Consider the following 22,301-nt stretch of genomic DNA (forward strand, 5'->3'; position numbering starts at 1 on the left):
TTAATTTATTAAACTTTTTGGCCCCAATGAAGCTTTGACCTGATAATTTCAAAATAGTCGTAACCTTTTGGATGAATTAGATGGACAAAATTTTCATGTTGCTTCACTCTAAGAGCAGCGCCTTCTGATGCATGAACTGAGGACTGAGCATCAAAGCTAATTGTTGCACTATCGTTACAATCTAAAAGAGTAATCAATACCTCACTTTCGCCATCAAGAATGAACGGTCTATGACTCATTGTATGAGGGCTGATTGATACTAGGCAAATCGCATTTGTACTCGGGTGCATAATTGGGCCTCCGCTAGAAAGTGCATAAGCAGTAGAACCAGTAGGTGTGGTAACTATAATTCCATCTGCCCTCTGAGTGTTCACAAAGTCTCCATCAACATTCAGTTCAAACTCTATCATTCTTGGAGTTTCATTCCTATGAATTACCACCTCATTAAATGCTAGATGTTTTGACAATACTTTGCCTTTTTGTTCAATTTGACAGCTTAAAAGAGATCTTTTCTCTTTAATAAACTCACCATTTAGAACCGCACTAACTACTGGCGACATCGAGTCAACTGAAACGTCGGCTAGAAAACCAAGACGTCCTAAATTAACTCCAAGTATAGGAATATTGAAGTCTACATAAGTTCTTGCGGTATTCAATATGGTACCGTCTCCACCGACAACAATAATTAGATCAGCATTTTTCTCAAAGTCTTGTTGATCCTCTAACAAAATAACACCAAGATCTTTAAGGAGAACACCAAGCTCCAGAGCAGTTTTTTGACTGGTAAAATCGTTTGGTTTACAGATAACGCCAATAGAATTAAACATAGGCCTTGAAATATACTAAAAAGTAACTACATAACATGTTAAATATACATTAGTTTGGTTAAAAAATGACAAAAAAGAAAGAACAAAAAACTCAAGATGATACCTCTAATGAGGTTCAAGAAGATGTACTTGATGATAACAAAAATGAAGATTTAGCAACTCAGCTTTTAGAGGCACAGCAGTCTGCAAAAGATAATTGGGACAAGCTTTTACGCTCCCAAGCCGAGATGGAAAACCTTAAGAGGCGTACATCAAAAGATCTTGAGAATGCCCATAAATATGCGCTTGATGGTTTCGTTAAAGCCCTATTAGAGGTCAACGACTCTCTTTCAATGGGACTTAAGCTAGCAATGGATGAAAATGCAACTCTAGAAAACACAATTGAAGGAATTGAGCTTACAAATAAAGTTTTTATGTCAACTCTTGAAAAGTTTGGAGTTGAGGCCATAAACCCTGTTGATGAAAAATTTAACCCAGAACTTCATGAGGCGGTAACTATGGCGCCGATGCCAGACAAAATATCAAACACTGTTTTAGAGGTTATCCAAGTTGGATTTACTTTAAATGGTCGATTAGTCCGCCCAGCACTCGTAATAGTCGTACAGTAAATTAACTCTTTTAAGTCATTGATTTAACTATACTTTTTTTGAGTGTCTAACAAGTATCTAACAAAAACGCACTATCTAAGTATCTCTTGAAAGACTGATATTGCTATTGCCTCGTCTAAACTTAAAATTTGAGAATCATAAAAAATAGTAAAGTCAGGGTTAATTGAATTATTTGAAATGATAATAATTAAGTCAGCACCAAACTCATAATTTAACATTTTGATCGTTCTGCCCTCTTTTGATATACAAACTGTGCTTGCATTATCTGCATTATCTGCATTATCTTCAATAACTATATCTGCATTATCTTTATTAAAAACTCGCACAAAGACATAATCAGGTTGATAAGAAAATGATGAGATCCTAATATTTAAATCTTGGTTGTAATCATAAGAATCAAAATTATATGATTGACTAGTATCAGAGCATACTGAGTTTACTGAAAGTGTTACCCCAAAAGCAGGGTAAGTAAAGATTATTAAGAATATTACTTTATAAAATCGAACCACTTCAACTCCTTAAGAATCATAAAAAAAAGTGCATACGTATGCACGTTTTATTACATTATTTTGAAATGTAATAATTTTAAATTTTTGGAGTATGCAGTTTATACTCTCTAGGGGCTTACACCCTGTTGTTTATGGGCAACACCCTAAAATACTGCGAGTATAAGTAATAGAACTTATTCTGTATTATTTTGTTAAACGCTGCTGGCAGAATCAGCGTTTGCATCCGCTTTAGTTAGTATTACTACCAACCTCCCTAAAAGGGTAAGTGTCTAATGCCTCTCACTTAAAAAAAACTAATTATATACATTAATCTTCTCTATTTTGAATTTTTAAAAATAGCATCGAATTAGGGGGATTATAGAATATGCTAAATAGAATTCCGTAACTACGAAAAAACAAAAAGTGTCTAACAAAGTGTCAAAGTTACAATACCTACTCCAAGTCAGTGGCGAGGGTTTGCTTGAAAAGTGTCTAACAAGTGTCCAGCAAAGATTTACTTTACTACGGGGGTTTAAGACCGTTTAGTCATAGTCGTACAATAACCGACCCCTCTACAACCCCTACTCCAACTGGTCAAAAATCATTTTAAAACATTTTTAAAAGTAATCCTGTAACAAAACCTTAATTACATTTTTCATTTTGTTCAATCATTTCACTCTTTCTTATTGTCATTGTATCAATAATATTGTGAATTTCTTTTAGTAATGAGGCGTCATTTGAATATGATTTATCGCCACCATCATAACCAATTAACCAAAGTCCATATTTATTCTTATATCTATCTGGAACAATGTATTTATTAATATCATCTCCAACAATTCTAATGTACTTCAAATTTCTTTCTTCATTTTCACAACTATTTGTTTTAAAAAAATCGTCAGTTTCATTAATGAAATGAATATCTTTTGTGATAAAGAGGACTATTCTTTTATCCCATGAAAATGAATTAATATATTCTTCTAAATTTATTTTTACACTTGAATTACTCATCATTGGAAACATTAACAAAGTTAACAATAGGCATAATACTTTTATCCTGTTCTTCATTACTTATTGTATCTAAATGTAAATTTACTTTAAATTAAAGATTTAAATAATCTTTAAATTCATCCTTGACATCACTACCAATGTCATTAGTTAGGTACTCGTAAACATTAAAGATACAATCATAATAAATATCAGATAAAAATTCATCAATCTTTTCATAATCCTCATGATCATGATCAACCCACCATCTTGAATGTGGATCTTCTTCAACTTCATTCATCATTTCAGAATCTAAAAACCTCAGATAGTGTTTTTCTACGTACATAATTCTGTGAATCAACATATGTAATGATCCTTCAAACATTCCGTCAACTCTAGTGATATTAAAGGAATCATCTGAAAAGTTTGTTCTGACCTTAGTAAAGTTATAGGTTGATGATTTAGTGTCATCAATAATCGTTGTCAATTCTTTTGTAACAAATCTAATTATTGAGTGTTTAACAAAGTTATTCATCATAATTTTTATTTTATTATAAATATGACTTTGTTAGGTGTCTCCAACTTACAAAATCATTCAGTCAAAAATACAACTGGATTTAACTCTTCTTACTTTGATGAACGACTACTGGATTTGTTATATTCTTCTTTATTAACTTATTAATAAATGTTTGTTTATCTTTAAGAAGTAGCTCAAGATACTCATCATTGTTGCAAAACGCCACATTACCATCTGTATCTTCAATATAAAAATAACCCCAATCAGTAATATCATCAAGACTAGTCGTTTGATCAGGTGCTAAGTGTTGAGTGTAGAAATGTTTCCACCATCTTTGAGAAACCCCTTCACTTTGTTGAAGTTGAAGTTGAAGTGTCTCTAAATTTTCTGCATCAAAATCATATGTAACAAAATCCACCTCTTCATGATTTTCTACATAGTAAGTAACTGTAAAGTTTTTCATTTGCAAAATGTTACAGGACACAAAAAATATGTGGCAAAAAATCCATTTACAAAAATGGCCTTATTAGTGGTGAAAAAACCCTTGATTTCACAACACAGTTTTAGACTGGCAGAATGTCCTACTTTAAGAGGCCTTCAATTCAGTTATTTCTGAGGTACTTTTGTACATTCTGTGTTTATATTGAAATATAATTTAGTGATATTTTCAAGTGAAGAAATATAAAATGGCAACAAAAATAAATATTAAGCACACTCAAAGTGGAATGGTGAAGACAGGTTTTTATGGTTATAGTTGGACATATCTCATCTTTGGTTGGGTTGTTCCATTGTTTAGAGGTGAATTAGGTGTTGGGGCGCTTCATCTTCTTTTCACGATAGTAACTGGTGGTATTTGGCAAATTATTGTAAGTTTCCTATATAACAAACAATACATGACAAGAATGCTAACAAATGGCTGGGTTCTTGATGGGTCCGATTCAGACAAAGTTCTTGCTGGAACTTCACTAGGCATATCGACACATACTAACAACTAAAAATCGTAATAGAATTAAGTGCATAATTTAAGAATTCCAATAGAGCCCTATGAGGGTGATTTATCGGGTGTTGCGCATTACCTCGATGGAATGAATTTTCAACTGTTAACTCAAATAGCGCCTTATAAAAACAATAATATTTGGACAGCATTATCACTTCATGGGTTTGGCTCAAATGCATCAGATATATTTAAACCAGGTTTTGTAGATACAAAGGTAGAAGTTGACACTCAGTTGCAGTGGACTTCGCTATTCAATGAACCTATTATGAAGCCAATAAGTGAGATGATCTCTAAGCTACCTTGTAATTTTGAGAGAATTCGATTTACAAAATTAGTTGCAGGCAAGACTCTTAAAAAGCATACAGACAATATAGATGATGATATTAAAAATAAAAAGATTGCCAGGCTTCATATTCCTATTAGGACCAATAATGATGTTATTTTTACTTTTTATGAAAATGAAAATGATCTAAAAGGCAAGTTATTTCATCTCAAAACAGGCCACTATTACTACCTTGACGTTACGAAACATCATTCTGTAAGCAATAATAGCAATATTGATAGGTACCACCTAGTTATAGATTGCTTCGTAAATGATGAGTTAAAAACACTATTTAAGGGTATTTTTTGATTTAAATACATTAATTTTCATAAAAATGAGCTATTTTTAGCTATTCTTTAACTAATAACAATGTTTTTATATACAAAAATAGTCAAATTACCATTTTTTAATCATTTTTTTAGATATTAAGTAATTTTTTTTAGATAATAAGCCATATTCTTAAAAAAAATCGCATATTTTTGTCCCTTGACACATAACATTTAATACTCTATATTTCTTATTACTCAAGTCGGCAGGCAGTGAGAGAAAAAGGTGTGTGCCCTGTAAGAATATTTTACAAACATTTATAAATGGACTGGCTTGTGAAAGACCTTGAATTAAGCAATTATTCAGATATCCCCTCTCTTTTTGATAAAGATGGTACAGCCTACAAAATCTTTGGAGACGAACCTGCTACATTGATCTTTATACATGGTATTGGAATGTGTGGAGAAATATGGCAGCCTCAAGTTGAACATTTTTCAAAAGATTATCGCGTAATAACTTATGACTTTTTAGGTCATGGAAAAAGCGTGCTCAAAAAGGACAAACTCACCCTAGAAGACTATGTAACTCAACTATACAATCTTGTTAATGAGATTGGAGTTACAAACTTTTCATTAATTGGACACTCAATGGGGGCAATTATTGCGGTTGCATTCGCATTAAAATATCCTAGAAAAGTTGACACACTCATTCCCATAAATATTGTCTTTAAGAGAACTAAAAAAGCCCAAGATGATGTAATTATGAGGGCTAAAGATGTCTTTAAATCTCAACAAATAACTAATATTAGTCAAACACTTGAAAGGTGGTTTAAAAACAAAACCAGCCCTGATGATTTACTGAAGATTAATAATGTTCGAAGCTGGCTTAACAATACCTCGCCAAAAGCTTACGCAGAAGCTTACTATTTATTTGCTACATCTGATCGAGTTTTTGTAAATAATCTTTCAAACTTACAACCACCTGTTTTATACTTAACCGGGAGTGAAGACCCTAATTCTACTTCGCTAATGTCTGAACAAATGGCTCAAGAAACTCCAAATAGCTGGAGTGAGTCCATTGAAAGTGAGGCGCATATGATGGCATATATATCGGCAAAAAAAGTTAACTCAATAATAGAACATTTTCTTAATAACACTACCAATACTACTAAATGAAAACAGAAGAAACACGGGATCTAAGACAAGCACTTGGCTCTTTTCCAACAGGGGTAACTGTGGTTACAGCCAAAGATAAAGATGGAAGTCCAGTAGGATTTACTGCGAACTCTTTCACTTCAGTGTCGTTAGAGCCTCAATTAATATTGATATGTATTGACAAGGAGTCTTTCAACATAGAGTCGTTTTCTAAAGGTGGAAGTTTTGCAGTTAGTGTTCTCTCTGAAAGTCAGCAACATATATCAACCACTTTTGCAAGCCCTGAAACTGATCGCTTTAAAAATATTTCTTGGAAATCAAAAACTACAGGAAGCCCTATCATATCTGACTCAGTTGCCTGGTTTGATTGTGATACGGATAATATTATAGAGGGTGGTGATCACCTTATTCTTATTGGTAAGGTAAGGGAGTTTGGATACAATCCACAAACCCCACTGGTTTATTTACGAGGAAATTATGTTAATCTTGGACTTGAACAAAAAATGCTCCTTGCAATGGAAAATAAAAACACAAAAATAATTGTTGGGGCGTTAATTGAATGGCGAAAAAAAATATTTCTTCTTACAGATCAAACAACTGGAATGCTTTATTTCCCAAATGCTTCAAGACTGGGTTCAACTTCTGACGAAGAAAGTCTTCTTGGAAGTCTCCAAAAGCAAAAAATACATATTAATGAACACTATCTATTTTCAGTATTTGAAAATAATGATGATAAAACTAGTCTTATATATTACCGCACAAAAGTCGAAGATGGCTCATCTATAACTACTGGACAATTCTATGAATTTGATTCAATACCGTTTGAACTTCTAGCTGATGATGCAAGTAGAATAATGCTTAAACGCTATATTGCAGAAAGAGATTTAAATGCTTTCGGAGTATTTGTGGGTAAGGAAAGTGAAGGCAATGTAGAGGCTATAAGTAAAACTAATCAAAATGTGTAGGAGCTATTAATATGAATTTTTCTTTATTTATACAAATGGAAAGAATAGATGAGGAGCAGTCGCAAAAGCGCTTGTATGAGGAGTATGTCGAGTTATGTCAAATAGCTGATAGGTCAGGTTTCAAAACAATATGGACTGGTGAACATCACGGCATGAACTTCACTATTGCTCCAAATCCATTTGTAAATCTAGCTGATTTAGCCAACAAAACAAAGAATGTTAGGCTTGGAACTGGAACAATTATTGCTCCTTTTTGGCACCCAATAAAACTTGCTGAAGAAGCGGCAATGACCGATATTATTTCAGGTGGTCGACTTGAAATTGGTATAGCTCGAGGAGCTTACTCTTTTGAGTATGACCGCCTTGCAGATGGTATAGATCCTTTTTCAGCTGGAAGCGCTATGAGAGAGATTGTCCCAGCAATTAAGGGCTTGTGGAGAGGTGACTACACAGGTGAAGGAGAACACTGGTCCTTCCCAAAAACTACTAGCTCACCAAAACCCCTTCAATCCCCTCACCCGCCCATTTGGATTGCAGCAAGGGATCAACATTCTCATGACTTTGCAGTTCAGCAGAGCTGCAATGTTCAAGTAACTCCTCTATGGCTTGGTGATGATGAGGTTGTCTCATTGATGGAAAAATTCAATAACTCCTGTGAGAAATTTAAAGATATAGAGCGTCCAAAAATAATGGTATTACGCCATACATTTGTGGGTGAGAGTGAAGAAGAAGTTGTTCAAGGCGCTAAAGATATATCTAGATTCTACTGTTATTTTGGTGCATGGTTTAAAAATGAAAGACCTATTAATCAAGGGCTTATTGAGAAACTTACGGAAGAAGAAATGTCTAAGATTGAAATGTACTCACCTGAAAAAATGCGTCAAAATAGTATTATAGGAACTCCTGATAAAGTTATTGAGCGTATTAAGTTTTGCGAGAATCTTGGTTTTGACGAATATAGTTACTGGATTGATAGTAGCATGAGCTTTGAAAAGAAAAAGAAATCTTTAGAGCTTTTTATTGAAAAAGTGATGCCTGAATTTACTTAAAGAGGATGGGACATGGAGCACTTTAAACATTACATTAATGGTAAGTTTAGTTCTGGATCAGAGCGCTTTGAGACTCTTAATCCTGCAAATGGTATGCCATGGGCAACCTTTCCATCTGCGACAGAAGATGAGTCTAACTTTGCTATAGAGTCTGCACATAAAGCACTCTATGATGTTGCCTGGTCAAGCCTTACCCCCACTCAAAGAGGTAAGTTAATTCATAGGCTTGGTGATTTAATCTCTGAACATGCTAGCGAATTAGGTGATCTCGAGACTAGGGATAGTGGAAAGTTAGCGGTTGAAACTCGCGCTCAATCCAGCTATGTTTCTGACTACTACTATTACTATGCGGGCCTAGCAGACAAAATACAGGGAGAAGTTCTTCCTATTGACAAGCCTGATATGCGTGTTTTTACAACCCGTGAACCTATTGGGGTTGTTGTTGCTATTGTTCCTTGGAATGCTCAACTCTTCCTTTCAGCAACGAAAATAGCTCCTGCTTTAGCTGCTGGAAATACACTAGTAGTAAAAGCGTCGGAGCAGGCCCCAGCTGCATTATTTAAATTTGCTGAATTGGTTGAAAAAAGTGGCTTTCCTCCTGGAGTTATAAATATCATAACTGGCTTTGCAGAGCCCTGTGGGCGTGTATTAACTACGCATCCAAAAGTTGCGAGAATTGCTTTTACTGGAGGCACTGAAGTTGCGAGACATATTGTTAGGAATAGTGCTGAAAACTTTGCTCATGTAAGTCTTGAGCTTGGTGGTAAATCACCCATGCTAATATTTGAAGACTGCAATATTGATGGGGCAGTAAATGGCATTATTGCAGGAAACTTTGGAGCTTCTGGGCAAAGCTGTGTTGCTGGCTCGCGCGTTTTTATTCAAAGATCAATACACTCTAAAATAGTTGACAAGATTAAAGAGCGCGCAAAAAATATTATAGTTGGTGACCCCTTAGATAGTGATACACAGATTGGTCCTCTTGCCACAAAACATCAGGTCGAAAGAGCGCTAAGCGTTGTTAAACAGTCTATTAAGCAAGGAGCTAGCCTTATTTTTGGAGGGAACAAGCCAAGTCATAAAAAAGAAGGATGGTACTTTGAGCCTACTCTACTTGATTGTCCTAATCAGGAATTTGATTGCGTTAAAACAGAACTATTTGCACCAGTAATAAGTGTCATTGCATTTGACACTGAGGAAGAAGCCATAAGGATGGCAAATGACTCTGCTTATGGTCTTGGTGCAGGAGTATTTACTGAAAACCTAGCAAGAGCTCATCGCGTTAGTGAAAAAATACAGTCTGGGATTGTTTGGATTAATACTTATCGTGCAATATCACCTATTGCTCCTTTTGGTGGAGTGAAGCAAAGTGGTGGTAGCAGAGAGGCTGGCATAGATGCTATTCATGAATACACTAGAACTAAAACAACCTGGATTAATACCTCTTCTGAACCAATGAGCAATCCTTTTATAATGAGATAAATAATCTTTAAAAAATTAACGGAGTAAATAATGGACAAAGAATTATTCGAACTAGGCTTATCAAAGAGAAAAGCAACCCTTGGAAGTGACTATGTAGAAAAAAACCTAGAGGCCGCTGATGATTTTAACAAAGACTTTCAAAAACAAATGACTGAATGGTGCTGGGGCTTTGGATGGGGTGATGACACCATTAATGAAAAAACTAGGTCTATGATGAATCTAACAATGATTGCTGCCCTTGGAAAAATGGATGAATGGGAAATCCACCTCAAAGGAGCTTTAACGAATGGAGTAAGTAAGGATGAGATTAAATCAATACTCCATGTTATTGCAATCTATTGCGGAGTTCCTCAAGGAGTTGAGTGTTTTAAAATTGCAAGAAAAGTTTTAGAGGATGCTGGTGAGCTTTAAATAAACTTATTAACGTACTACTTTAGAATCTTTATTTTTTTGAGCTAGCTATTGCGACTGCAAATACTATTAATAAAACCCCAATTATTGAGATAAAGTTCATAGTTTCATCAAATAAATACCAAGCTTGGATAGCAACAAGAGCTGGAACTAGATAAAAATAACTACCAACTCTTGCTAAAGCATCTTGCTTTATCATTGTCATTAATAATAGAACTGCACCGATTGATAGGCCAAAGACCTGCCAAGCTAGGGTAATCATGAATGCATTAGTCCAATGAATATCACCAGTCTCAAAACAAAGGGACATAATAATGCATAGTATAAAAGCACCAAGGTATTGAATCAAAGTTCCACTAATTAAATCCATATCACTACAAAATCGCTTTTGATAAATAGTCCCAAGAGAGATACCAACTAGCGACCCAAAGACAGCTAAAACTGACAGAAAAGAAAAACCAGTAAAAAATCCCTCAATAGCTAAATCAAACTTTTCAAATAAAACCAAATATAGCCCTAAAAACCCTATTATTAAACCTATCCATTGTTTTCTTATAATCCTCTCATGGAGAATTATTCCTGCAATAAAGGCCATTCCTAGTGGCTGAAGTCCAATAATCATAGCCGTAAGTCCAATAGGTATTTCCCACTTAATAGCTTGAAAAACACCACCAAGATAAACTCCATGAATTAATAAACCTGTTACCATCAAGTGAATAAATGCCATGCCAGAACTTGGCCAAATGCTTTTCTTAACTTGCATAATTATAAATAGCACTATTAATGTAAGGCCATTACGGTAAGACAACAAAGTAAAAGGTTCTGCATATGGAAGGCCATATTTTGCAGCCACAAAGCCTGTACTCCATATCAAAACAAATAGCCATGGAATCAAACGGGGACTTAAAGTAAGATTTTTCATAAAAAACACCAAAAATTCATTTACTTAATAAATCACTAATTAAAATGACTTAAATAATTAATCAAGAATCGATTTTAAACAAAATAGCTCTATGGCAACCAAGAAACGTCACCCGAGCAAAACTTTGATTAGACTATAATATATACTGTAATTCTTTCAGAAACCCGTCAGATTTTGACTATTTCTTTTGAATAAAGTTACCCAATTTTAAATAATTTTATGAAGCAATTTTTTTCTATCATTCTGCTTTTGATCCTTGTCCCTCTCTCAACAAGCTGGGCTGAAATCCTTTCAGTTGATAAAGAACCTACTCTAAGTGAAAGCAATCAATCATCAATTTTATTGCAGTCTGAAAATAATCTCGGTTTTGAAAAAAGCCCAGTAAAAGTTAATGAGGCTTTCAAGTTAAGCGCTATTTCGGTTGATGAAAATACAATTGCTGTGAGATGGATTGTTAAAGAAAACTATTATCTCTATAAAGATAAAATTTCTTTTTCAATCAAAGGGGCAACAATTGAAGATGCCCTGTTTCCAAAGGCAAAGTTAAAAGTTGATGAGTTTTTTGGTGAGGTCAATATTTACAATTCATCCGTGGAGGTTATTCTTTCACTTACCGACATTGTTAGCAACAAAGTTATATTAACAGTAGAACACCAAGGCTGCTGGGAGGGTGGAGTTTGTTACCCCCCTCAGAGCGACACCATTCAAGTTGATTTTAATGGAACTCAAGCATTTTCTTCTCAAGATAATAGTCAAATAACAAAGTCAGAAAAAAGTGCCAATGAAAAGTTTCAACAAGGTGGTTTAACTTTATTAATTGCAGCGTTTTTGGCTGGGTTGGCTCTTTCTTGGACACCTTGTGTGTACCCAATGGTCCCAATACTGTCTGGAATTATTATTGGACAAAAGAAAGCTCCAAGCACTCCAAGAGCTATCTTGATGTCGGTTGTATTCGTTTTTTCAATGTCTCTCGCTTATGCTTTGATTGGAGCGACAGCAGGCTACTTTGGAGCTGGCATAAATATTCAGGCAATAATGCAAACTCCCTGGGTCTTAATTGTTTTCAGTTTAATCTTTCTATTCTTAGCATTTTCAATGTTTGGATACTATGACATTCAACTACCCTCTAAATTGCAGGTTAAGATTACAAACCTAAGTAACAAGCAAACGAGTGGGGATTTCATTGGTGTTAGCATCATGGGGTTCCTTTCTGCCCTAATTGTTGGTCCATGTGTTACGCCATTCCTTGCAACTGCTTTAAGTTATGTTATTGCTGGAGGAAGTGCTGCTAAAGGCGCTGCTAGTCTTTTTGCAATGGGGCTGGGAATGGGCATCCCTTTAATAATAATTTGTGGCTGGGGTGTCAATGCACTGCCAAAAGCTGGACTATGGATGGAAAACGTCAAGAAAATTTTTGGTCTTTCGATGATTGCTGTTTCTCTGTATTTACTGGATCGAATTCTGAGTCCACTTTTATCTCTAATTCTATGGTCACTCCTATTCACTCTAGGGCCAATTATGCTTGGTGTTTTTAACAAAATCACTAAACCTATTAGCTTCTGGAGTTTGCTATTTAAAGCAACATGTTTGATTTTCTTAGCTTATGGCGTCTTGCTATGGCTATTGGTGGCAAAAGGTGGTGGTGATATTCAGCAACCTCTTGACTCAATCATTTATGGGGACAGCATAGATTCATCAAATAGTGTCGACTTTCAGGTAATTACAGATGAAGATGAATTTAATAAATTATTAGCTATAACTACAAAGAATAACAGCCTACTGGTCATTAAGTTTTATGCAGAATGGTGTATTTCTTGCAATAAGCTAGAGAGGGTTGTATTCTCAAACAGACAAGTCAATGGGGCTCTTGCAGATTCTCTTAAACACACATTAGATGTTACTGAGAATAATCGCTTTAATCAGTCGATGCTTGCAAGATTCTCACTTGTTGGACCACCCGCCATATTATTTTTTAAAAATGGTAACGAACTTCGAGACCAAAGAATTATTGGTGAATTTAGTGCTAAAGAGTTTGTTGACCACATAAATAATCTGCAATAAATATTTATTAATTTCTTCTAAAAGCTTCGAATTGTAGCTATATTTGATTAAATAGATGTTAAAATACTTCTTAGTTACTTACAGTTAAAATCTAGTCTTAAAGGCTTATTTATTATATTTTTTAAGCCAAAACATGAACTTGCAATCATTGCCTGCCTTAATGGCCGCAATGTGAATTTGTATTTAGATTCAAAAAACTAGTTGCAAAGAATAATAAAGGGGAACGTAAATGGATATTCGAAAAGTTAAAAAGCTAATGGAGCTTCTAGAGGAATCTGGAATGTCAGAAATTGAAATTAAAGAAGGCGAAGAGTCAGTAAAAATTTCTAGATATGGAAATTCGCCTGTACCAAGTCACTCTTTTGTTCAGCAACAAGCGCCTACTTCAGTGACTCCAGTGGTTGCGGTTCCAGTAATTGCAGATGAGCCCTCAACTGTTGGTCAGTCTTTAACATCTCCAATGGTAGGAACCTACTATTCAGCCCCATCTCCAACTGCAAAACCTTTTATTACAATTGGCCAACACGTAAAACAGGGCGACACCATTGGTATTGTTGAAGCCATGAAGATAATGAACCAAATTGAAGCTGAGAAGTCTGGAATAGTCCTTCAAATTCTTGTTAAAGATGGTGAAGCTGTAGAATTTGGACAACCGCTAATCATAGTCGAATGAGCTCAATAAAAAAAGTTTTAATTGCTAATCGGGGTGAAATTGCACTTCGAATTCTTAGGGCTTGCAAAGAACTTGGAATCCAAACTGTAGCAGTATATTCAACAGCAGATAAAGACTTAAAGCACGTTCGTTTAGCTGATGAAGCAGTTTGTATTGGGCCACACCCATCTATCAAAAGCTATCTAAATATTCCCGCTATTATAAGTGCGGCTGAGGTCACACATTCTGATGCAATACATCCAGGATATGGATTTCTATCTGAAAGCGCCGATTTTGCTGATCAAGTTGAGCAAAGTGGCTTTATCTTTATTGGTCCACACGCAGAAAATATAAGGGTTATGGGGGACAAGGTAGCTGCCATTGAGGCAATGCAAAGCTCTGGCGTACCTTGTGTTCCAGGATCAAATGGAGCGTTAGATGACAACGAACAAAGAAGCATTAAAATTGCCAGAGAAATTGGTTTACCAATAATTATTAAAGCTTCTGGTGGAGGTGGTGGCCGAGGAATGCGAGTTGTTGACTCTGAAGATGACTTAGCTGACTCAATAAGGCTGACTCAATCTGAGGCGTTAAGCTTTTTTGGTAATGGTGAAGTTTATATGGAAAAATTCTTAACGACCCCTCGCCATGTTGAGATTCAAATTCTAGCGGACCAGCATGGAAATGCAGTTCATCTTGGTGAAAGAGACTGCTCAATGCAAAGGCGTCATCAAAAAGTTGTAGAGGAGGCTCCTGCACCAGGAATCTCTCCAAAATTACGAAATAAAATTGGCAATATTTGTGCTGAAGCTTGTAAAAAAATTAACTATCGTGGAGCTGGGACCTTTGAATTTCTTTTCGATAATGATGAGTTTTACTTTATTGAAATGAACACTAGAGTTCAGGTTGAGCATCCAGTAACTGAAATGATCACTGGTGTTGATATTGTCCGTGAACAAATCTTAATTGCGGGTGGTGATAAGTTATCAATAACTCAAGATCAAGTTGAAATTAAAGGTCATGCTATTGAATGTAGGATTAATGCTGAAGATCCTGAAACTTTTATGCCTTCACCAGGAAAAATTACACAGTACCATGCTGCTGGCGGTCTTGGAGTTAGAATAGACTCTCACATTTATAATGGCTATAATGTCCCGCCATACTACGACTCTATGATTGGAAAAGTGATTACTTTTGGTGACAATCGAAATAATGCAATTATTAAGATGCAAAATGCTCTTGATGAAATGGTTATTGATGGAATAAAAACAAATATTCCACTTCAAAGAAAAATTATGGCCGATAAAGTGTTTAGGAAAGGTGGTATGAATATTCACTATCTAGAAAAAATGCTTGGGGATGAAGAATAATGAAAATTAAAGTTGGAATAATTGGTGGTTCAGGATATACCGGTATCGAACTATTGCGTATCATCCATCAACATCCACTTGCAGAAGTTACCTCGATTACATCAAGGGCTCTCCAAGGTAAAAAAATATCAGACGTTTTCCCCAACATGCATGGTCTCTCAGAGTTGGTATATTCACTTCCCGATGATAAGGCCTTATTTGAATGTGATATTGTTTTCTTTGCAACGCCTCATGGGGTTGCCATGGATAATGCTGAATCTTTTCTTGAAAAAGGTGTCAAAGTTGTTGATTTGGGTGCTGACTTTAGGATTAATGATGCTGACTTATGGTCAGATTGGTACAAAATGGAACACTCACAGCCTTCACTTCTTGAGGAGGCAGTATATGGTCAGCCTGAAATTAGAAGGGATGCTATAAAAAATGCACGACTAGTTGCAAATCCTGGATGTTACCCAACAGCCGTTCTTCTGGCCTTAAAGCCTCTTCTTGAGAATGGCTTAATTGATGCCTCAAGCATAATTGCAGACTGCAAATCTGGAGCTAGCGGTGCGGGAAGAATTGCCAACCAAGCAACTCTTCTTTGTGAAATAACTGAAAGCTTTAAGCCATATGCAGTTGGTGGTCACAGACACTTTCCTGAAATAAAGCAAGAGCTAGAACTTATTGCTGGAAAGCCAGTTGGGTTAACTTTTGTCCCCCACTTACTACCTATGATCCGAGGCATAGAGGCTACTATTTATGTTGACCTTGTTGACACAACTGTCAATGTTAGACCTTATTTCGAAAATGCCTACAAAAATGAAGAATTTGTTAAAATACTCCCTGAAGGTACTTATCCTGAAACGCGTTCAGTTAAATCATCGAACTATTGTCAAATTTCAATTCAGTATATTGAACACAGCAATAAACTAGTAATTATGTCGGTTATTGACAACTTAGTTAAGGGTGCTGCGGGACAAGCAATCCAAAATATGAACTTAATGTTTGGACTTGCAGAGCAGGAAGGACTTACACAGATTGGTTTACTGCCTTAAAAGCAGTCTATATATAATAATTTGGAGATAACCTATGGTTACCGCTGAAATTCAAGATGAGGCTGATATAGTTTTTAGTGATAGTGCTGCAAGCAGAGTGGCGCAACTCATCAAGGAAGAAAAAAACCCGGCCTTAAGGCTTCGAGTTTATATTACTGGTGGTGGATGTTCAGGCTTCTCCTATGGCTTTGCTTTTGATGAAAATCTTAAAGAAGGCGATAGTGGAGTTAATAAACAGGGGGTTGAGTTAGTTATCGACCCAATGAGTTATCAGTATCTTATGGGTTCAACAGTAGACTATCTTGAGGATCTCCAAGGAGCAAGATTTATTGTAACTAATCCTAATGCCAAAACCACATGTGGTTGCGGATCTTCTTTTTCAATTTAACAATAATATTATGACCGAATATATTCCAGGCCTAGCAGGCGTACCAGCAACTAAATCAGCAATTTCTTCAATCGATGGAGAAAAAGGAATACTTGCTTATAGAGGCTACTCCATTCAAGATCTCGTCGAGCATTCCTCATTTGAAGAAACCGCTTTGTTGTTGATGAATGGTGAACTACCCTCACCTAATGAACTGTCAAACTTTAAAAATATTTTACAAAAAAGAAATGAGGTAAAACGAAAAATCCGCCATTTACTTTGGTCACTTCCACCAACTGGACACTCAATGGATGTGCTTCAAACTGCAATGGCCGCAATGGCTACTTTCTACCCAGATGCTGGCGCATCTGAACCAGACTCAGCCTATACTCAAAATGCGCTTATTAAAATAATCTCAAATATGAGCACTTTGGTTGCAATGTGGACTCGCATTAGTAGAGGATATGATCCGATTCCTCCAAGCAACAAAATGTCTTATGCTGAAAATTTTATGTACATGTGTTTTGGAGAGGAGTCTGATCCAGAAATTGTTAATCTTTTAGATGCCTCCTTAATTTTACATGCCGAGCATACAATCAATGCCTCCACTTTTTCTACCATGGTAACAGCGTCTACTCTTGCCAATCCTTTTTCTTCAATAGCATCAGGAGTTGGAACTCTCGCAGGACCCTTGCACGGTAATGCAAATGAAAATGTGCTTCTTATGCTTGATGAAATTGGTTCTGCAAAAAATGCCCGCCCTTGGATTGAAAATAGACTCAAAAATAAACAAGTTATCTGGGGAATGGGTCATCGTGAATATAAAACCAAAGATCCTAGAGCCACAATTCTTGAGAAAATGATTAAAACTTATATTAAGAAAAATGGCCTCAACTTATCTAACAGATTCGAAACAGCACTTGAAGTTGAAAGCATCTGTGAGGAGTTATTGTCTCAAAAAGGCGTCTATCCCAATGTTGACTTTTATTCTGGCATCCTTTACTCAGAAATATTTAACTTTACCAAAGAACACTTTACTCCTATTTTTGCCATGGCTCGTTCAGCTGGATGGGTAGCTCATTGGCATGAGCAGGTTAGTCACAATAGAATCTTTAGGCCGACACAGATATATACTGGTGCTGACTTTAGGGACTACCCCTCTAGTTAATAATGGACAAGACTACGCACTTTGGCTTTAAACAGGTCGACGTTGAAAAAAAACAAGGCCTAGTTAAGGGTGTATTTGACTCAGTTGCAGGCAAATATGATCTAATGAATGATGTCATGTCAATGGGAACCCACCGCCTGTGGAAAAACTACACAATCTCTAGTAGCAATGTATCAGAAGGAGATCATGTTCTTGATATTGCTGGAGGAACAGGTGATCTAGCTATAAAGTTTAGAAAAAAAGTGGGCGAATCTGGAAGAGTTATCTTATCTGACATCAATGGCTCAATGCTTAATGAGGGCAGAAAAAATCTTTTGAATCATGGCATTATTGATGTGGACTTTGTTCAGGCCAATGCTGAATCTCTTCCATTTGAAGACAACACATTTGATTGTGTAAGTATTGCGTTTGGCTTGAGGAATGTAACAAATAAAGATGTTGCCCTTCAGCAAATGTATCGTGTTTTAAAAAAAGGTGGCACATTACTGATTTTAGAGTTTTCTAAAGTTGAAAATGAGATGCTTAAAAAAATATACGATTTATACTCGTTCAACGTTATACCAAAATTTGGTGAATTCTTTGCCAATGATGAAGATAGTTATCAATACCTTGCGGAATCAATTCGCAAACATCCTGATCAAGAAACACTAAAGTCTATGGCGCTTGATGCTGGGTTTGGTTTTTGTGAGTATCACAATCTTACTGGTGGCATAGTCGCACTTCATAAAGCAATCAAAACTTAATTACTATGTTTCGCCTCGCTATTGAAAAAGCTCTTAACCACATGATAAATGTTAATGAAATTAACATAACACGCCTCGATAATAGTCTAGTTAGTGTGTATGTTGATGATATCGATTTAAGACTTTTTTTTCTGTGTCTAAATTCTCGCATTTTCGTCATAGAAAATAGTGAGCAAAAAAATACTAATGTTGATATCACTCTCAATAAAAAAGCTTTTTTAGCTTTATTTAAAGGCGTATCTTTTGAAGATTTAATTGAAAGCGAAGACATTGAAATTAACGGAAGTATCAAAACAGCACAGCAGTTGGCTGACTTATTTGCATTATCATCTATTGACATAGAAGAGCTTATTTCTCAATATACTGGGGACATTATTGCGCATAAGCTTGGACAAACAATAGATAGAATTAAAGGCTCATCATCTCAGGAAAAGGATTCATTTGTTGAAAACTTAAAAAATGAATTTACCACTCTTTTGATTGCCCCTAGTCGGTCTAAACTGTTTAAAAAAGGACGCTCTAGATGAAAAGCTTTTTTCGCTTCCTTGGTATATCAAGGACTCTAATTCGGTATCGATTAGATCACCTTATATTATCTACTTCGCTCTTAAAAAGCCTCAAGCCACTAATTTATTTGACGCCATGGCATTACTTTCCGAGCAAAAAACTTACTCGAGGTGAAAGAATTCGCCTTGCACTCGAAGAACTAGGCCCAATATTTATAAAATTTGGCCAAACACTCTCAACTCGAAGAGACCTTCTTCCAGAAGATATAGGTAATGAATTAGCAAAACTCCAAGATAAATGCCCTCCCTTTCCTTCTAAAGACTCTAAGGCGATTATTGAAAAAGCCCTGGATGAAAGCGTCTCAACCCTATTTGCATCTTTTGATGATGAGCCCTTAGCCTCAGCATCTATTGCACAGGTTCATAGTGCGATTACTCATAATGATGAAGAAATTATTATTAAGGTTGTTCGCCCAGGAATAGAAAAACAAATTAAAAGAGATATTCGTCTACTTTATGCATTTGCAGGATTAGCTGAAAAGCATCCTGACGGCAAAAGACTGAGGCCAAGAGAAGCGGTGGCTGAATTTGAAACTATCATTTATAACGAACTTAATATGATGGTTGAAGCAGCTAATGCATCTCTACTTAGAAAGAACTTTAGTGACTCTAGCCTTCTTTATGTTCCAAAAGTACACTGGGATTATTGCCGCTCTAACATACTAGTAACAGAGCGCATTTATGGAACTCCAGTAACTAATATTGAGGCCTTAAAGAGTACTGATACAAACCTTCGAACTCTTGCTGAAAATGGTGTGGTGATTTTCTTCACCCAAGTGTTTGATCATAATTTTTTCCATGCTGATATGCATCCAGGAAACATTTTTGTTGGTGAAAATGATCAATATATTGGTGTTGATTTTGGAATTATGGGCACCCTAACAGAGGCCGATCAATACTATCTTGCTCAAAACTTTTTAGCGTTTTTTAATCAGGATTATAAAAAAGTAGCTCAAGTCCATCTTGAGTCAGGGTGGATACCAGAAGGAACAAACGTCTTAGAGTTTGAAAATGCCATTCGAAGTGTTTGTGAACCGATATTCGAAAAACCTTTAAGTGAAATTTCTTTTGGTCAAGTTTTATTAAGCTTACTAAAAGAGGCCAAACGTTTTGACATGGAAGTTCAGCCTCAACTTCTATTACTCTATAAAACGTTACTAAATATTGAAGGGTTAGGTCGAACTCTATATCCTGAACTTGACCTTTGGGCAACTGCAAAACCTTACCTTGAAAAGCTTGCCAAAGACAAATACAGCTTAAAAAACACTGTTAAAAAAATCTCTGCTCAACTCCCTGAGCTTATTTTAGAATTACCTGAAATCCCTATGTTGGTTATTAACGCTTTAAAACAAATTGAAAAAGGCTCGCTTAAACAAGAAAATTCAAAAAAACAAACAGAAGCGATTCTCTCTCAACTTCGAGAAAATTCTCAAAGGGAGCGTGCGACTATTATTGCAATATCGCTTCTTGCACTCACAGGGTTCCTTGTTACTCAATCAATCTGGACTTATGCAGCAGTAAGTGCATTTGCCAGCCTTATATTCTGGTTTAAATCTCGCTAAAGAAACTCAACAAGGCCTAAAAATTGGAAGTTTTATAGTTTTAGTCATCTAGTAAAAAAGTTGGCATCTTGTAGTACATATCAACTGATTTGTCTATTATTTTTACTTTTTTTTCAGCGCCTTGTTCCCAACATTTAACTGATGTAATCATTGCGTTTTGAGATAAAACCAAAACCTTACTAAGCGGAGGAGTGGCTATGCCGTTTGAAACCTTTATTGGCTTATCATTTTTATCATAAATGGTACACTTAATACTTGTAACTTCATTAGTACTGATGAAAATTGAAGTGCTATCAGTTAGTTCTTCTCTCTCAAAAGAAAAGCTCTCAACTATAATTCCATCGGGCTCTCCATCAATTGTAGCCATTTTATTAATTTCATCAGCAGAAATTGAATAGGGCATTAAAAAAAGTACAATTAGGAATAATTTTGTCATAATAAGTGAATCAAAGCATTAGACAAAAAAGTTAGACATTGATTAGGAGCTCTTTATACTGTGACTATATTAAGCTGATCAACCCTTAGTGTTGCCTGATATCTCTCCATTTTCCAAAAAGTACTCTGCTACTCTCACGCCATCTTCATAGAAAATAGATTTACCATTAAGAATACCATTTTCATATTCTTGCTCAGACTCTAAAAGACCATCTTCATTCCAAGCAGTTAGAACTCCTTCAAGTTTATTATCCTTATAAAAACCTGCTGAAGCTTTCTTCCCATTCTCATACCAATAAGTTAGCGTGCCTTCAAGCTCATTATTTTCATAGAACCCCTCTGAAGCTTTTTTCCCACTTTCATACCAATAAGTTTCTCTACCATATTTAATGCCGTCTTTATAAGTTGTCTCTAGCCTCATGCCATTATCTAAATTTTCAGTATGGAGTCCATTTATATTTTTATTCATAATAAGATTATATTTGATTTTGCCTTAAAGTCCAAATTTCGTTTGATGCCTGAGTGCGCCTCTAATGATGACTATAGCAAAAGAAATTCGGGTAAAATGATGCTCCAGCCTATCTGGTCGCAAGACGGGCAATATTGGTTACACCACAAAACGTGGTGTTTTTTTATTTATTGGAGAACTCAAAATGAGTATTACTGTAAACGCATTAGAGCGTAAAGATCAAGGGAAAGGTGCGAGCCGCCGCTTGAGAAAAGAAGAAAGAGTACCAGGTATCGTTTATGGCGGAACTAAAGCCCCAAAGATGGTAACACTTAACATTCATGAAATCACCCACTTACTAGAAAATGAAAATACATTCACTTCTGTACTAGATTTGATGGTTGATAAATCAAAAGAATCTGTTGTTTTAAAAGACATTCAGCGTCATCCTGCAAAAAATACTGTCCAACATATGGATTTTTTACGAGTAGACGCAAAACATGCTCTTGTTACAATGACTCCATTACACTTTATTGGAATGGATGAAAATGAGGCATTAAGATTAGGAAATATGCTGAATCAATTCGTTGTTTCGGTTGAAATCTCATGCTTACCGCAAGACCTTCCAAATGGTATTGATGTAGATGTTACCAACCTTGAAATTGGTGATCATCTAACACTAACTAATCTTATCTTGCCTAAAGGTGTTGTAATTACTTCACTTCAACATGAAGATGTTGAGGCACATGATCAAACTGTATGTTCTGTCACGGAACCTAAAGTTATCGTAGAGGAAGAGGAAGAAATTTTAGAGTCTGATGATTCTGAAACAGAAGGCGAAGAGGGTGAATCTGATCAGGGCTCTGAAGGTTCAAAAGATGGTGACGAAAAAGAATAAA

26 protein-coding genes are annotated in these 22,301 nt (G+C 35.7%); 18 read left to right on the plus strand and 8 right to left on the minus strand.

Annotated features, from left to right (window positions below; translation table 11 throughout):
• Positions 1–8: 8 nt before the first annotated feature.
• Positions 9–827 (minus strand): NAD(+)/NADH kinase, encoded by an 819-nt coding sequence (locus tag AC5YGD_RS09070; protein WP_496141505.1) that lies wholly within the window; start codon positions 825–827, stop codon positions 9–11.
• A 65-nt stretch (positions 828–892) separates the two neighbouring features.
• Here AC5YGD_RS09070 and grpE point away from each other — a divergent pair, with 65 nt between their 5' ends.
• On the plus strand, positions 893–1,435 hold the full coding sequence (gene grpE, locus AC5YGD_RS09075; protein ID WP_496141506.1) for a nucleotide exchange factor GrpE: 543 nt from the start codon (positions 893–895) through the stop codon (positions 1,433–1,435).
• Positions 1,436–1,506: 71 nt separating this feature from the next.
• Here the strand turns inward: grpE and AC5YGD_RS09080 are convergent, their stop codons facing one another.
• From AC5YGD_RS09080 to AC5YGD_RS09095, 4 genes are all read right to left on the minus strand, one after another.
• Positions 1,507–1,944 (minus strand): hypothetical protein, encoded by a 438-nt coding sequence (locus AC5YGD_RS09080; protein ID WP_496141507.1) that lies wholly within the window; start codon positions 1,942–1,944, stop codon positions 1,507–1,509.
• Positions 1,945–2,565: 621 nt separating this feature from the next.
• The gene (locus AC5YGD_RS09085) at positions 2,566–2,991 is read right to left on the minus strand and encodes a DUF4174 domain-containing protein (RefSeq protein WP_496141508.1); all 426 of its coding nucleotides are present in this window, start codon (positions 2,989–2,991) and stop codon (positions 2,566–2,568) included.
• Between the two features lie 34 nt (positions 2,992–3,025).
• Positions 3,026–3,448: a hypothetical protein gene (locus tag AC5YGD_RS09090; protein WP_416695432.1), complete on the minus strand. Its 423-nt coding sequence runs from the start codon at positions 3,446–3,448 to the stop codon at positions 3,026–3,028.
• A gap of 79 nt (positions 3,449–3,527) precedes the next feature.
• Positions 3,528–3,890: a hypothetical protein gene (locus AC5YGD_RS09095; protein ID WP_496141509.1), complete on the minus strand. Its 363-nt coding sequence runs from the start codon at positions 3,888–3,890 to the stop codon at positions 3,528–3,530.
• A gap of 223 nt (positions 3,891–4,113) precedes the next feature.
• Here AC5YGD_RS09095 and AC5YGD_RS09100 point away from each other — a divergent pair, with 223 nt between their 5' ends.
• The 7 genes from AC5YGD_RS09100 (at position 4,114) to AC5YGD_RS09130 (ending at position 10,074) form a co-directional block, all read left to right on the plus strand.
• Positions 4,114–4,422, plus strand: coding sequence for a hypothetical protein (locus AC5YGD_RS09100; RefSeq protein WP_496141510.1), 309 nt, complete (start codon positions 4,114–4,116; stop codon positions 4,420–4,422).
• An 18-nt stretch (positions 4,423–4,440) separates the two neighbouring features.
• Positions 4,441–5,055, plus strand: coding sequence for an aspartyl/asparaginyl beta-hydroxylase domain-containing protein (locus tag AC5YGD_RS09105; RefSeq protein WP_496141511.1), 615 nt, complete (start codon positions 4,441–4,443; stop codon positions 5,053–5,055).
• A 281-nt stretch (positions 5,056–5,336) separates the two neighbouring features.
• Positions 5,337–6,188 carry an alpha/beta fold hydrolase gene (locus tag AC5YGD_RS09110; protein ID WP_502319132.1) on the plus strand — a complete coding sequence of 284 codons (852 nt, stop codon included), beginning with the start codon at positions 5,337–5,339 and terminating at the stop codon, positions 6,186–6,188.
• Positions 6,185–7,132 carry a flavin reductase family protein gene (locus AC5YGD_RS09115; protein ID WP_416677989.1) on the plus strand — a complete coding sequence of 316 codons (948 nt, stop codon included), beginning with the start codon at positions 6,185–6,187 and terminating at the stop codon, positions 7,130–7,132. Before AC5YGD_RS09110 ends, AC5YGD_RS09115 begins: the two co-directional genes overlap by 4 nt.
• A gap of 11 nt (positions 7,133–7,143) precedes the next feature.
• On the plus strand, positions 7,144–8,181 hold the full coding sequence (locus AC5YGD_RS09120) for an LLM class flavin-dependent oxidoreductase (RefSeq protein ID WP_496141513.1): 1,038 nt from the start codon (positions 7,144–7,146) through the stop codon (positions 8,179–8,181).
• Between the two features lie 12 nt (positions 8,182–8,193).
• A complete protein-coding gene (locus AC5YGD_RS09125; RefSeq protein ID WP_496141514.1) occupies positions 8,194–9,663 on the plus strand; it encodes an aldehyde dehydrogenase family protein in 1,470 nt (489 codons plus the stop codon).
• Positions 9,664–9,693: 30 nt separating this feature from the next.
• On the plus strand, positions 9,694–10,074 hold the full coding sequence (locus tag AC5YGD_RS09130) for a carboxymuconolactone decarboxylase family protein (protein ID WP_496141515.1): 381 nt from the start codon (positions 9,694–9,696) through the stop codon (positions 10,072–10,074).
• Between the two features lie 31 nt (positions 10,075–10,105).
• Here AC5YGD_RS09130 and AC5YGD_RS09135 read toward each other — a convergent pair whose 3' ends face one another.
• On the minus strand, positions 10,106–10,996 hold the full coding sequence (locus tag AC5YGD_RS09135) for an EamA family transporter (protein WP_496141516.1): 891 nt from the start codon (positions 10,994–10,996) through the stop codon (positions 10,106–10,108).
• A gap of 219 nt (positions 10,997–11,215) precedes the next feature.
• Here AC5YGD_RS09135 and dsbD point away from each other — a divergent pair, with 219 nt between their 5' ends.
• The 9 genes from dsbD (at position 11,216) to ubiB (ending at position 20,519) form a co-directional block, all read left to right on the plus strand.
• Positions 11,216–13,057, plus strand: coding sequence for a protein-disulfide reductase DsbD (dsbD, locus tag AC5YGD_RS09140; protein ID WP_496141517.1), 1,842 nt, complete (start codon positions 11,216–11,218; stop codon positions 13,055–13,057).
• 229 nt (positions 13,058–13,286) lie between these two features.
• On the plus strand, positions 13,287–13,730 hold the full coding sequence (gene accB, locus AC5YGD_RS09145; RefSeq protein ID WP_496141518.1) for an acetyl-CoA carboxylase biotin carboxyl carrier protein: 444 nt from the start codon (positions 13,287–13,289) through the stop codon (positions 13,728–13,730).
• Positions 13,727–15,079 carry an acetyl-CoA carboxylase biotin carboxylase subunit gene (gene accC, locus AC5YGD_RS09150; protein WP_416652009.1) on the plus strand — a complete coding sequence of 451 codons (1,353 nt, stop codon included), beginning with the start codon at positions 13,727–13,729 and terminating at the stop codon, positions 15,077–15,079. Before accB ends, accC begins: the two co-directional genes overlap by 4 nt.
• The gene (gene argC, locus AC5YGD_RS09155) at positions 15,079–16,113 is read left to right on the plus strand and encodes an N-acetyl-gamma-glutamyl-phosphate reductase (protein ID WP_271537908.1); all 1,035 of its coding nucleotides are present in this window, start codon (positions 15,079–15,081) and stop codon (positions 16,111–16,113) included. The genes accC and argC overlap by 1 nt, the downstream gene beginning before the upstream one ends.
• A gap of 34 nt (positions 16,114–16,147) precedes the next feature.
• A complete protein-coding gene (gene erpA, locus AC5YGD_RS09160; RefSeq protein WP_271537906.1) occupies positions 16,148–16,501 on the plus strand; it encodes an iron-sulfur cluster insertion protein ErpA in 354 nt (117 codons plus the stop codon).
• A 10-nt stretch (positions 16,502–16,511) separates the two neighbouring features.
• Positions 16,512–17,648 (plus strand): citrate synthase, encoded by a 1,137-nt coding sequence (locus AC5YGD_RS09165; protein ID WP_271537905.1) that lies wholly within the window; start codon positions 16,512–16,514, stop codon positions 17,646–17,648.
• A 2-nt stretch (positions 17,649–17,650) separates the two neighbouring features.
• Positions 17,651–18,391 carry a bifunctional demethylmenaquinone methyltransferase/2-methoxy-6-polyprenyl-1,4-benzoquinol methylase UbiE gene (ubiE, locus tag AC5YGD_RS09170; RefSeq protein WP_416652012.1) on the plus strand — a complete coding sequence of 247 codons (741 nt, stop codon included), beginning with the start codon at positions 17,651–17,653 and terminating at the stop codon, positions 18,389–18,391.
• A 5-nt stretch (positions 18,392–18,396) separates the two neighbouring features.
• Positions 18,397–18,918, plus strand: coding sequence for an SCP2 sterol-binding domain-containing protein (locus AC5YGD_RS09175; protein ID WP_416652014.1), 522 nt, complete (start codon positions 18,397–18,399; stop codon positions 18,916–18,918).
• Entirely contained in the window at positions 18,915–20,519 is a 1,605-nt protein-coding gene (ubiB, locus tag AC5YGD_RS09180) for a ubiquinone biosynthesis regulatory protein kinase UbiB (protein ID WP_496141519.1), read from the plus strand. Before AC5YGD_RS09175 ends, ubiB begins: the two co-directional genes overlap by 4 nt.
• A gap of 40 nt (positions 20,520–20,559) precedes the next feature.
• Here the strand turns inward: ubiB and AC5YGD_RS09185 are convergent, their stop codons facing one another.
• On the minus strand, positions 20,560–20,955 hold the full coding sequence (locus AC5YGD_RS09185; protein WP_496141520.1) for a hypothetical protein: 396 nt from the start codon (positions 20,953–20,955) through the stop codon (positions 20,560–20,562).
• 78 nt (positions 20,956–21,033) lie between these two features.
• Complete coding sequence (locus tag AC5YGD_RS09190; protein WP_496141521.1) at positions 21,034–21,423, minus strand: toxin-antitoxin system YwqK family antitoxin; 390 nt, start codon at positions 21,421–21,423, stop codon at positions 21,034–21,036.
• Between the two features lie 184 nt (positions 21,424–21,607).
• Here AC5YGD_RS09190 and AC5YGD_RS09195 point away from each other — a divergent pair, with 184 nt between their 5' ends.
• On the plus strand, positions 21,608–22,300 hold the full coding sequence (locus AC5YGD_RS09195) for a 50S ribosomal protein L25/general stress protein Ctc (protein WP_496141522.1): 693 nt from the start codon (positions 21,608–21,610) through the stop codon (positions 22,298–22,300).
• The last annotated feature ends 1 nt before the right edge of the window (position 22,301 follow it).

This window comes from Candidatus Pseudothioglobus sp. uisw_070, from assembly GCF_059512545.2.

What these genes read in the sequence shown, in the direction of transcription:
- AC5YGD_RS09195 (WP_496141522.1), top strand. Translation starts at nt 21,608, where the DNA reads ATGAGTATTACTGTAAACGCATTAGAGCGTAAAGATCAAGGGAAAGGT.
- AC5YGD_RS09070 (WP_496141505.1), bottom strand. Translation starts at nt 827, where the DNA reads ATGTTTAATTCTATTGGCGTTATCTGTAAACCAAACGATTTTACCAGT.
- argC (WP_271537908.1), top strand. Translation starts at nt 15,079, where the DNA reads ATGAAAATTAAAGTTGGAATAATTGGTGGTTCAGGATATACCGGTATC.
- AC5YGD_RS09100 (WP_496141510.1), top strand. Translation starts at nt 4,114, where the DNA reads ATGGCAACAAAAATAAATATTAAGCACACTCAAAGTGGAATGGTGAAG.
- AC5YGD_RS09190 (WP_496141521.1), bottom strand. Translation starts at nt 21,423, where the DNA reads ATGAATAAAAATATAAATGGACTCCATACTGAAAATTTAGATAATGGC.
- AC5YGD_RS09085 (WP_496141508.1), bottom strand. Translation starts at nt 2,991, where the DNA reads ATGAAGAACAGGATAAAAGTATTATGCCTATTGTTAACTTTGTTAATG.
- AC5YGD_RS09120 (WP_496141513.1), top strand. Translation starts at nt 7,144, where the DNA reads ATGAATTTTTCTTTATTTATACAAATGGAAAGAATAGATGAGGAGCAG.
- AC5YGD_RS09185 (WP_496141520.1), bottom strand. Translation starts at nt 20,955, where the DNA reads ATGACAAAATTATTCCTAATTGTACTTTTTTTAATGCCCTATTCAATT.
- dsbD (WP_496141517.1), top strand. Translation starts at nt 11,216, where the DNA reads ATGAAGCAATTTTTTTCTATCATTCTGCTTTTGATCCTTGTCCCTCTC.
- grpE (WP_496141506.1), top strand. Translation starts at nt 893, where the DNA reads ATGACAAAAAAGAAAGAACAAAAAACTCAAGATGATACCTCTAATGAG.
- AC5YGD_RS09135 (WP_496141516.1), bottom strand. Translation starts at nt 10,996, where the DNA reads ATGAAAAATCTTACTTTAAGTCCCCGTTTGATTCCATGGCTATTTGTT.
- AC5YGD_RS09165 (WP_271537905.1), top strand. Translation starts at nt 16,512, where the DNA reads ATGACCGAATATATTCCAGGCCTAGCAGGCGTACCAGCAACTAAATCA.
- accB (WP_496141518.1), top strand. Translation starts at nt 13,287, where the DNA reads ATGGATATTCGAAAAGTTAAAAAGCTAATGGAGCTTCTAGAGGAATCT.
- accC (WP_416652009.1), top strand. Translation starts at nt 13,727, where the DNA reads ATGAGCTCAATAAAAAAAGTTTTAATTGCTAATCGGGGTGAAATTGCA.
- erpA (WP_271537906.1), top strand. Translation starts at nt 16,148, where the DNA reads ATGGTTACCGCTGAAATTCAAGATGAGGCTGATATAGTTTTTAGTGAT.
- AC5YGD_RS09115 (WP_416677989.1), top strand. Translation starts at nt 6,185, where the DNA reads ATGAAAACAGAAGAAACACGGGATCTAAGACAAGCACTTGGCTCTTTT.
- AC5YGD_RS09175 (WP_416652014.1), top strand. Translation starts at nt 18,397, where the DNA reads ATGTTTCGCCTCGCTATTGAAAAAGCTCTTAACCACATGATAAATGTT.
- AC5YGD_RS09095 (WP_496141509.1), bottom strand. Translation starts at nt 3,890, where the DNA reads ATGAAAAACTTTACAGTTACTTACTATGTAGAAAATCATGAAGAGGTG.
- ubiE (WP_416652012.1), top strand. Translation starts at nt 17,651, where the DNA reads ATGGACAAGACTACGCACTTTGGCTTTAAACAGGTCGACGTTGAAAAA.
- AC5YGD_RS09110 (WP_502319132.1), top strand. Translation starts at nt 5,337, where the DNA reads ATGGACTGGCTTGTGAAAGACCTTGAATTAAGCAATTATTCAGATATC.
- ubiB (WP_496141519.1), top strand. Translation starts at nt 18,915, where the DNA reads ATGAAAAGCTTTTTTCGCTTCCTTGGTATATCAAGGACTCTAATTCGG.
- AC5YGD_RS09090 (WP_416695432.1), bottom strand. Translation starts at nt 3,448, where the DNA reads ATGATGAATAACTTTGTTAAACACTCAATAATTAGATTTGTTACAAAA.
- AC5YGD_RS09130 (WP_496141515.1), top strand. Translation starts at nt 9,694, where the DNA reads ATGGACAAAGAATTATTCGAACTAGGCTTATCAAAGAGAAAAGCAACC.
- AC5YGD_RS09125 (WP_496141514.1), top strand. Translation starts at nt 8,194, where the DNA reads ATGGAGCACTTTAAACATTACATTAATGGTAAGTTTAGTTCTGGATCA.